A 7,684-nucleotide genomic window follows, 5' to 3' on the forward strand; every position below is an offset into this window, starting at 1 on the left:
TAAGCTCGATTGGTATATTCTGCAACGGTTCACCCGGTGGTATGCAAAGAAGAGACAACGTAGGAGTTGGATGAGTTCACGATCTGAAGTCAAGTATATGGCCAGCATGTATGGACTAAAAACGTCATTGTGATCTACATGCACATGATTGATGAACATCGGAAAGCCGTATGAGGGAAAACCTCACGTACGGTTTGATGAGGAGGGGCTGGCTAGGCCAGCCCTTTACTCTAGAAATATGACTGTATATTTCTAAAAAATTCCTTATAATGGATTATGAATGAACAATCATTCATTTTGGAGGTGCCTATGAGCATTCAAAGCAAGTGGCTGGAGCAGCGGTTCAATGAAACGTTCGAAAAAATGGTTCCGGACCGGGCAAGCAGGCAGATTATGATCCATGCGGTTGAGGTCTTTTCAAAGAAAGGGTTTGCCGGTGCCAAGATAAAGGATATCGCCGCCAGCGCCGGGTTCAGCCAGGGGTATGTCTATATGTATTTCAAGTCCAAGGAAGAAATTTTCAACAGAATAGTAGAGTTTGCCTCAACAGGGGCCGGGCTCGCCGTCCGTTCTGCGGCGGCGATGGACGGAACTGCATGGGAGCGGATAGGCTGGCTGACCGAAGCATTTCTTGCCCAAGGCAGCCTTGCGATGCAGCATTGGCGGCTGATTCAGCTCCAGACAGCAACGGCCGAATCGATCCCGGAAGAAGCGAAGCGCATCGCTAAAGAGAAGATCAGAGAGCCTTTTGAACATCTGATTCCACTGATTACTCAGGGCCAGCAGGACATGGATATTGTAGAAGGTAATCCGCTGGAGCTGGCGATTGCCTACTTCTCATTCGTCCAAGGCTTGGGAATTGCCAGACTGCAGACCACGGAACAGAGTCCATTTCCTTCTACAGACCTGGTGCTGCGCTTTATGAAAAGAGATCGTTAGCCCATTCTATATCCGCAAAGGTGGAATCAGACATGGTCAAGGTATTTAAAAGCGAGGCCGGCAAAGAACAGGTTCTCCGTTCCTACAATGAACTGCTCGGGAACTGGAGGGCAGAGTTTCAGGAGCTGGATATTGAAACTCCGTACGGGATAACACATTGTATTACGGCAGGTGAGGCCGGTTTGCCGCCTCTGCTCCTGTTCCACGGGGTAGGCGATAATTCGGCGGTGATGTGGCTGCTGAACATAAAGGAGCTGTCACGGCATTTTTACTGTATAGCAGTGGATACGCTGGGAGGGCCCGGCAAAAGCATACCAGGTGCGAATTTTAATAAACGTAACTTTGACCAGATCGATTGGATTAACAGCGTCGCAGGTGGATTGAAGATAGAACAATTTTATGTAGCAGGTGTGTCGAACGGTGCATATATGGCCTTCAATTACACGGTTAACGAGCCCGGAAGAGTCCTGAGGGCCGTCTGTATGGAAGGAGGAATGATCACTGCGCCGTTAAAAAGCATGGTACAGACGCTGCTGATGATGTTCCCGGAAATTGTGGTGCCCACCCGTAAAAATCTGCTTAAGGTATTTAATAAGCTAAGCTCGCCGGAATCGCGCCTGGCCGAAAAACATCCCGAAGTGGCTGAGCATCTGGTGTTGCTCATGAAGAGCCACAACCAGCAGGCAATGTTTGTCCACCGTCTCCAGCCCTATGATAAAGCGGTCGCTGCTATAGTCAAAGATAAGCTTTATTTTCTGATCGGAGATTACAAGCTGCACCATAAGAAAGACTTTGTAAGTTTATTAGAGGACGGGGATTTTAGCTATAAGGTGATCGAGGGTGCGGGCCACGGTGTCAATCATGAGCAGCCGGAACGCGTTAACCGGGAGATGATTAGATTTCTTAAGGAATAGAGGGGATTACAATGCTGGAGAAATCGATTGCCGCTAAAGTATTGTCTCTGATGGGCTGTGAAAATTGTTCCTGAGGGCGCGGAGAGGGAGAAGTTCGTCAGAGCGTTTTTCGGTTCATTTATGAACGGATAAGCGCGGGAACAGCAACACGGAGTGGATGTTCAGGCTTGATTTTTTCATTAATTACAGGCACTTGTTCTCTTATGCCTACCATAGCCATTATGCGGATCTAAGCCAGGGTGGGGAAGGTGCAGCGGGAGGTTCTGGCCCGAATGAGGGATACAGTAATGGAAGGAGTCTCATTTCTGGGCTTCAGACCTGTGTGAGTGATGTCTGCCCGTATATCACTTTCCGCCTCGGCGTCTGCCTGTGTACAAGGCCACACCGTAACCCGTACCAGTACCAATAAAGAACAGAAAATGATAGATGAATTCCCGCTCGGGAGCATTTAGGTAGCTAACAATGTTGCCACCGATGAATAGCAGTACAAAAGCTGCATGACTAAGCAGCTGTTTGCGTTTGTTAATACTGGAGACGTTTCCGGTAAAGCTTTTGAAGCCGGTAAAATCCTCATGCGGAGTCCCTTTTATTCTGGAGATGTTCTCCTCACTGTGTTTATACAATAGCGAGTGCAGCAGGGTCGAATTTGTAAAATAATTGCCGATATCGATCCGTGTATGCTGAGGGCTGTACAGAAAAAATGCATCTTCCAGGAGCTCCACATAGATCTGGTCTAAATCAAATGTAATTATTCTGCGGTATTTCCGGTAACGCACCGTATCCTTATTTAGTTCAATGAAGGCATTCTTAACTTGAATGATATACATAACGTTGAATCCCAGAAGAATAATACCAAGCGCAGTCAGTAAGACTGCTAATGTCATTTCAGACTCGAAGAATCCTAGCCAGATGAAAAAAAGAGACACGGCAACGGTAAACGCGGCGATCACATAATTCCATCTCGACATGCGGAACACCATTGGATAAAGCTGGCTTTCCGTATCCGCAGATTCGATCTTCGGATGAATTCTTACATGCATACCCTTGAGCCTCCTTTGGCGGGATTGATAAAGGTCTGTTATCCCTATTACCCGTAAACCGTGAGCATACATGAAGAAGTCCGGGATTCCCGCGTCAAGGCAGTTATTGACATGGGAGAAATGCCGGGCTTCATTTGCCTAATTTGCACAGTTGCGATTAAACTATACTTATGTGATTTGAGTGTGAGGGGGAGGAAGAACACCATGGCGATTTATACGCGTACGGGAGATAAAGGAGAGACATCGGTGATCGGCGGCCGGGTAGGCAAGGACGATGTCCGCGTCGAGGCTTACGGCACGATTGATGAGCTGAACAGCTTTGTAGGGCAGGCCCGCAGCCTGATGGAGGATGACAATTTCACCGATGTGCGTGAGCAGCTGCTGGAGATTCAGCATGAGCTGTTTGACTGCGGCTCGGATCTGGCTTTTGTGAAGCTGAGCGAGAATAAATTCAAGGTTAAAAGCGAAATGGCAGAGCGGCTGGAAGGCTGGATCGATCAGCTGCAGGCAGAGAATCCGGTGCTGGAACGGTTCATCCTGCCGGGCGGGAGCCAGTTGTCTTCTGTGCTCCATGTCTGCCGTACAGTCTGCCGGCGTGCGGAACGGCGTGCGGTTACCCTCGGGCGGAGTGCGGATATCAATCCGGAGGCGGTTATCTACCTGAACCGGCTTTCGGACTATTTCTTTGCGCTCGCACGGACGGCAAATACACGGCTGGGGATTGCTGACGTAGAATATGTGCGCAGTAAAAAGGTGTTCCGCAACTAACATGAGCAGCTACTATTCACCGATTACGTATATAGTGCCGCCGCAGGAAGACGGCTGGCTGCTTAAAACCATCCTGCAGAAGCGGATGGATGTCTCCCGCAAGCTGCTGTCCCGGCTCAAGATGACGGAGCAGGGCATCATGCTGAACGGAGAACGCGTCTATATCAGTGTCCGGGTAAACAGCGGAGACCGGGTGGAGATCCGCATGGAGCAGGAAACATCGGAGGATATTCTGCCGCAGGATATCCCCTTTGACATTCTGTATGAGGATGAGCATCTGCTGGTGGTGAATAAAGCCGCAGGCATCATTGTGCATCCGACACACGGACATTACACGGATACGCTGGCGAACGGAGTCGTGCATTACTGGGCGGCAAAAGGGGAGCAGTACCGCTTCCGTCCGGTCCACCGCCTGGATCAGGAGACCTCCGGGGTGCTGGTGATTGCCAAGAATCCTTACAGCCACCAGCATATTTCCGAGCAGATGATTGCCGGCACGGTAGACAAGCGTTACGCCGCCTTCGTGCACGGCGTGCCTGCGCTTCCTGCGGGTGATATCGACGGCCCGATTGACCGGGACCCGGCAGAGCCGCACCGGCGGATCGTGACGCCGGATGGTTATCCCTCCTTGACCCGGTACGAGGTTAAGGAGGTTTTCCCGGGCCGCGCAGCCCGGGTCGAGCTGAAGCTGGAGAGCGGACGCACCCATCAGATCCGGGTGCATATGAGCTCGATCGGCTGCCCGCTGATCGGCGACGGCATGTACCGCCACCGGCTGTATGGCCGGGGGCCGGTGGAGGCGGAGCTGCCACCACCGGCGGCAATGGCGGAGCTGGAGGCCGAACTGTTGCCTCCAGCCAGGGACGAGCTGACGCCGGAGGAAGCGGCGCAGCTTGCCCGGATCGCCGAGCTGGATGCGGCGATCCCGCGCCAGGCGCTGCACGCGGTGCGGCTCTCGTTCAAGCACCCGGTAGGGCTTGCGGAGCTGGTCTTCGAAGCGCCGCTGCCGCCGGATATGGCGCTGCTGCAGCAGAAGCTGCGGCAGGAAGCAGGGACGGAAGCGGAGTGAACTCCCGGAACTGCTGTAAGCCGGGATGAGGAAGCAATCCGGAAGGGGCATGAAGCATCTAAGTGGAATTTCTCCAGCTAATACGAGGCTTATTTAGTAACTGGAGTACATTAGGTGGAAAAAGGTCAATTATTTTTACCGGAATCTGGGATGTGAAGAGAGTCCGCTCCTATTAGATGGACTTTTTCCCACTAGATGCTCCATGGAAGCGGAATTTAGCGGACAAGATGGAGTATTTCCACTTAGTTGATATAGAGGGCAGTTAATCATCGTAATGGGGGCAGTGTGGCCCAGTCTTAATTAATAATGAGTGCCGAAGGAGTCAGTTATGAGTCACTTAAAAGTCTATCAATACCCGAAATGCAGCACATGCCGCAGTGCAGTGAAATGGCTGAAGGACCAGGGCCATGAGCTGGAACTGCAGCATATTGCCGAGCAGCCGCCTACAGTAGAGGAGCTGCGTGTGCTGGTGGCGAACAGCGGACTTCCGCTGAAGAAGTTTTTTAATACAAGCGGGGAAGTTTATAAGGAACTTGGGCTGAAGGACAAGCTGGCCGGTCTCAGTGAAGACGAACAGCTTAAGCTGCTGTCGAGCCACGGAATGCTGATCAAACGTCCGGTAGTGACAGACGGCAAGAAAGTCACCGTCGGCTATAAGGAAGAACAATACGGCGAAGCCTGGAGCAACGCCTAATCTGATTGAATATAAGGAGAGGTTACACATGAGTTCAGCAACAACGGGCCGGGTAATGATCGTCGACGGAATGGCTCTGCTGTTCCGGGCCTTTTATGCAACCTCGTATGGAGGATATATCCGCAAGACAAAGGCCGGTCTGCCGACCAATGCGGTGTACGGATTTTTGCAGTATTTTTTCGACGCGGTGAGCACGTTTGAGCCTTCGCATGTCGTCTGCTGCTGGGATATGGGCAAAGGCACCTTCCGTACCGAGAAGTATGACGGTTACAAATCTAACCGGATCGATGCGCCGCTGGAGCTGATTCCGCAGTTTGATCTGGTCAAGGAAGTAGTGGCCGAGCTGGGCGTGCCGAATATCGGGCTTGTGGGCTATGAGGCGGATGACTGCATCGGCACACTGGCAGCCTGCTACGGCGGGGAGTCTGAGGTTTACATCCTCACCGGTGATCACGATATGCTGCAGCTGGTCAATGATAACGTCAAGGTCGTCATAATGAAAAAAGGCCGTTCCAACTATAAGGTGTACGATCCGGCGGAGCTGCTGGAGGAAAAAGGACTTACGCCCAGACAGGTCATTGACCTGAAGGGCTTCATGGGTGATACGAGTGACAATTATCCCGGCGTAAAAGGCATCGGCGAGAAGACAGCGCTGAAGCTGCTTACCGAATACGGCACCGTCGAAGGTGTAATTGAGAATCTGCATCTGCTGCCGAAGGGTGTGCGCTCTAAGATTGAGGCAGATCTGGATATGCTGCATTTGTCGAGGGAGCTAGCCGAAATCCGCTGTGATGTGCCGGTTGTCTGCACCCTGGCTGAATGCCTGTGGGAGCTGCAGCGTGAGACGGCGGCGCGCAAATTCCAGGAGCTGGAGTTCGGCAGCCTCATGCATCTGATCGGTGAGATGGGCGAGGTGCGTGATGAGCGGGGCATTGTACAGATTGAACTTGGGGATCTGGGTTAACGCTAAGGATACCGGGCAGAAATCTTGCCGGAATTAGACATGTCCGTTTCATAATATTGTTCTGACAAAAAAAGCGCGTTTGGACCGTTTACGGTCCGAAGGCGCTTTTTGAATGTGGAGGACAGATACAAGCTATCGGTTCGCAGACCAATAGATCATACCAGACTCAAATGATGATCCCCTCGCAGTGATCGACCTCATGCTGAATGATCTGCGCGGTCAGGCCGGTGAAAACCTGCTTATGCTGCTTAAAGTTACGGTCGAAGAACTCTATCTCAATGCTCTGATAACGGATAGTCTGCCGTACGCCTTCCAGTGAGAGGCAACCTTCCTCAGCTTCATAGGGCTGGGTACGCTTGGTGATGACCGGATTGATCATAGGTATGTTCATTGGCCCGACGCTGAACACAATGATGCGCTTATTGACACCGATCATGTTAGCCGCCATACCGACACACCGGTCTGCATTTGCCCGAAGTGTATCCAGAAGGTCATCTACCACCTGCACATCCTCCCTGGTTGCCGGAGCGGACCGCTGGCTTAAAATGTTCATATCTTTACAAATAGGTCTGATCATCATACTCTCCATGTCTGCTTTATTTTGTTGTTAGCTGTCCCTGCCATAATATCATCTGGATATTAGTCAAGACAATGAAATTAATCTTTACGGTATGCGAAGAGAGTGTCGGCTTTTATCGCGTCCCGGTCCCATGCATACGGTCAGGAGTGCTTAATATAAAGATTGACGAATATGAAGAATCTTGATTATAATATTAATATAACTGTTAAGTGATTAATATATTTATTAACTTTTAGAGGAGCGATAACTAAATGGCTAAACGCATGGTACTGAACACGGACATCCGCAAAGGAACCATTAACCGCAACATCTACGGACATTTCGCTGAACATCTGGGACGCTGTATCTATGAAGGCATCTGGGTGGGCGAAGATTCGCCGATTGCCAATACAAAGGGTATCCGCAACGATGTTGTGGAAGCGCTTAAGGAAATCAAGATTCCGGTGCTCCGCTGGCCGGGCGGCTGCTTTGCGGATGAATACCACTGGAAGGACGGCATCGGTCCGCGCGAAGGCCGCAAACGGATGATCAATACACACTGGGGCGGCACCGTGGAGAATAACCATTTTGGCACCCATGAATTTATGGAGTTATGCGCCATGCTGGAATGTGAACCTTACATTAACGGCAATGTAGGCAGTGGAACCGTTCAGGAAATGTCCGAATGGGTGGAATATTTGACGTTTAACGGAGTTTCACCGATGGCAGAGCTGCGC

Annotated in this window: 8 protein-coding genes and 1 pseudogene; 7 read left to right on the top strand and 2 right to left on the bottom strand. The window is 51.1% G+C overall.

Annotated features, from left to right (window positions below):
- Nucleotides 1-309 precede the first annotated feature (309 nt).
- Together AQR02_RS05205 and AQR02_RS05210 are read left to right on the top strand one after the other, a co-directional pair.
- Complete coding sequence (locus AQR02_RS05205; protein WP_054939669.1) at nt 310-939, top strand: TetR/AcrR family transcriptional regulator; 630 nt, start codon at nt 310-312, stop codon at nt 937-939.
- Nucleotides 940-971: 32 nt separating this feature from the next.
- A complete protein-coding gene (locus tag AQR02_RS05210) occupies nt 972-1,853 on the top strand; it encodes an alpha/beta fold hydrolase (protein ID WP_054939670.1) in 882 nt (293 codons plus the stop codon).
- Between the two features lie 344 nt (nt 1,854-2,197).
- On the opposite strand, the gene AQR02_RS05215 is transcribed toward AQR02_RS05210, so the two are convergent.
- Nucleotides 2,198-2,893, bottom strand: a complete 696-nt coding sequence (locus tag AQR02_RS05215) for a hypothetical protein (RefSeq protein WP_054939671.1) — start codon at nt 2,891-2,893, stop codon at nt 2,198-2,200.
- A 204-nt stretch (nt 2,894-3,097) separates the two neighbouring features.
- Here AQR02_RS05215 and AQR02_RS05220 point away from each other — a divergent pair, with 204 nt between their 5' ends.
- From AQR02_RS05220 to AQR02_RS05235, 4 genes are all read left to right on the top strand, one after another.
- Complete coding sequence (locus AQR02_RS05220) at nt 3,098-3,661, top strand: cob(I)yrinic acid a,c-diamide adenosyltransferase (protein ID WP_054939672.1); 564 nt, start codon at nt 3,098-3,100, stop codon at nt 3,659-3,661.
- Between the two features lies 1 nt (nt 3,662).
- Nucleotides 3,663-4,730: an RluA family pseudouridine synthase gene (locus AQR02_RS05225; RefSeq protein ID WP_054939673.1), complete on the top strand. Its 1,068-nt coding sequence runs from the start codon at nt 3,663-3,665 to the stop codon at nt 4,728-4,730.
- Between the two features lie 328 nt (nt 4,731-5,058).
- Nucleotides 5,059-5,424: an arsenate reductase family protein gene (locus tag AQR02_RS05230; RefSeq protein ID WP_054939674.1), complete on the top strand. Its 366-nt coding sequence runs from the start codon at nt 5,059-5,061 to the stop codon at nt 5,422-5,424.
- A gap of 28 nt (nt 5,425-5,452) precedes the next feature.
- The gene (locus tag AQR02_RS05235) at nt 5,453-6,388 is read left to right on the top strand and encodes a 5'-3' exonuclease (RefSeq protein ID WP_054939675.1); all 936 of its coding nucleotides are present in this window, start codon (nt 5,453-5,455) and stop codon (nt 6,386-6,388) included.
- Nucleotides 6,389-6,554: 166 nt separating this feature from the next.
- Here the strand turns inward: AQR02_RS05235 and AQR02_RS05240 are convergent, their stop codons facing one another.
- On the bottom strand, nt 6,555-6,977 hold the full coding sequence (locus AQR02_RS05240) for a peptide deformylase (protein WP_342447440.1): 423 nt from the start codon (nt 6,975-6,977) through the stop codon (nt 6,555-6,557).
- Between the two features lie 242 nt (nt 6,978-7,219).
- On the opposite strand from AQR02_RS05240, the pseudogene AQR02_RS05245 reads away from it, so the two are divergent.
- Nucleotides 7,220-7,684 (top strand): annotated as a pseudogene (locus AQR02_RS05245) (alpha-N-arabinofuranosidase); the annotation flags it as partial.

The sequence above is a fragment of the Paenibacillus ihuae genome, from assembly GCF_001368795.1.
Lineage (GTDB): Bacteria > Bacillota > Bacilli > Paenibacillales > Paenibacillaceae > Paenibacillus_AQ > Paenibacillus_AQ ihuae.

What these genes read in the sequence shown, in the direction of transcription:
- AQR02_RS05230 (WP_054939674.1), top strand. Translation starts at nt 5,059, where the DNA reads ATGAGTCACTTAAAAGTCTATCAATACCCGAAATGCAGCACATGCCGC.
- AQR02_RS05210 (WP_054939670.1), top strand. Translation starts at nt 972, where the DNA reads ATGGTCAAGGTATTTAAAAGCGAGGCCGGCAAAGAACAGGTTCTCCGT.
- AQR02_RS05215 (WP_054939671.1), bottom strand. Translation starts at nt 2,893, where the DNA reads ATGCATGTAAGAATTCATCCGAAGATCGAATCTGCGGATACGGAAAGC.
- AQR02_RS05220 (WP_054939672.1), top strand. Translation starts at nt 3,098, where the DNA reads ATGGCGATTTATACGCGTACGGGAGATAAAGGAGAGACATCGGTGATC.
- AQR02_RS05205 (WP_054939669.1), top strand. Translation starts at nt 310, where the DNA reads ATGAGCATTCAAAGCAAGTGGCTGGAGCAGCGGTTCAATGAAACGTTC.
- AQR02_RS05235 (WP_054939675.1), top strand. Translation starts at nt 5,453, where the DNA reads ATGAGTTCAGCAACAACGGGCCGGGTAATGATCGTCGACGGAATGGCT.
- AQR02_RS05240 (WP_342447440.1), bottom strand. Translation starts at nt 6,977, where the DNA reads ATGGAGAGTATGATGATCAGACCTATTTGTAAAGATATGAACATTTTA.
- AQR02_RS05225 (WP_054939673.1), top strand. Translation starts at nt 3,663, where the DNA reads ATGAGCAGCTACTATTCACCGATTACGTATATAGTGCCGCCGCAGGAA.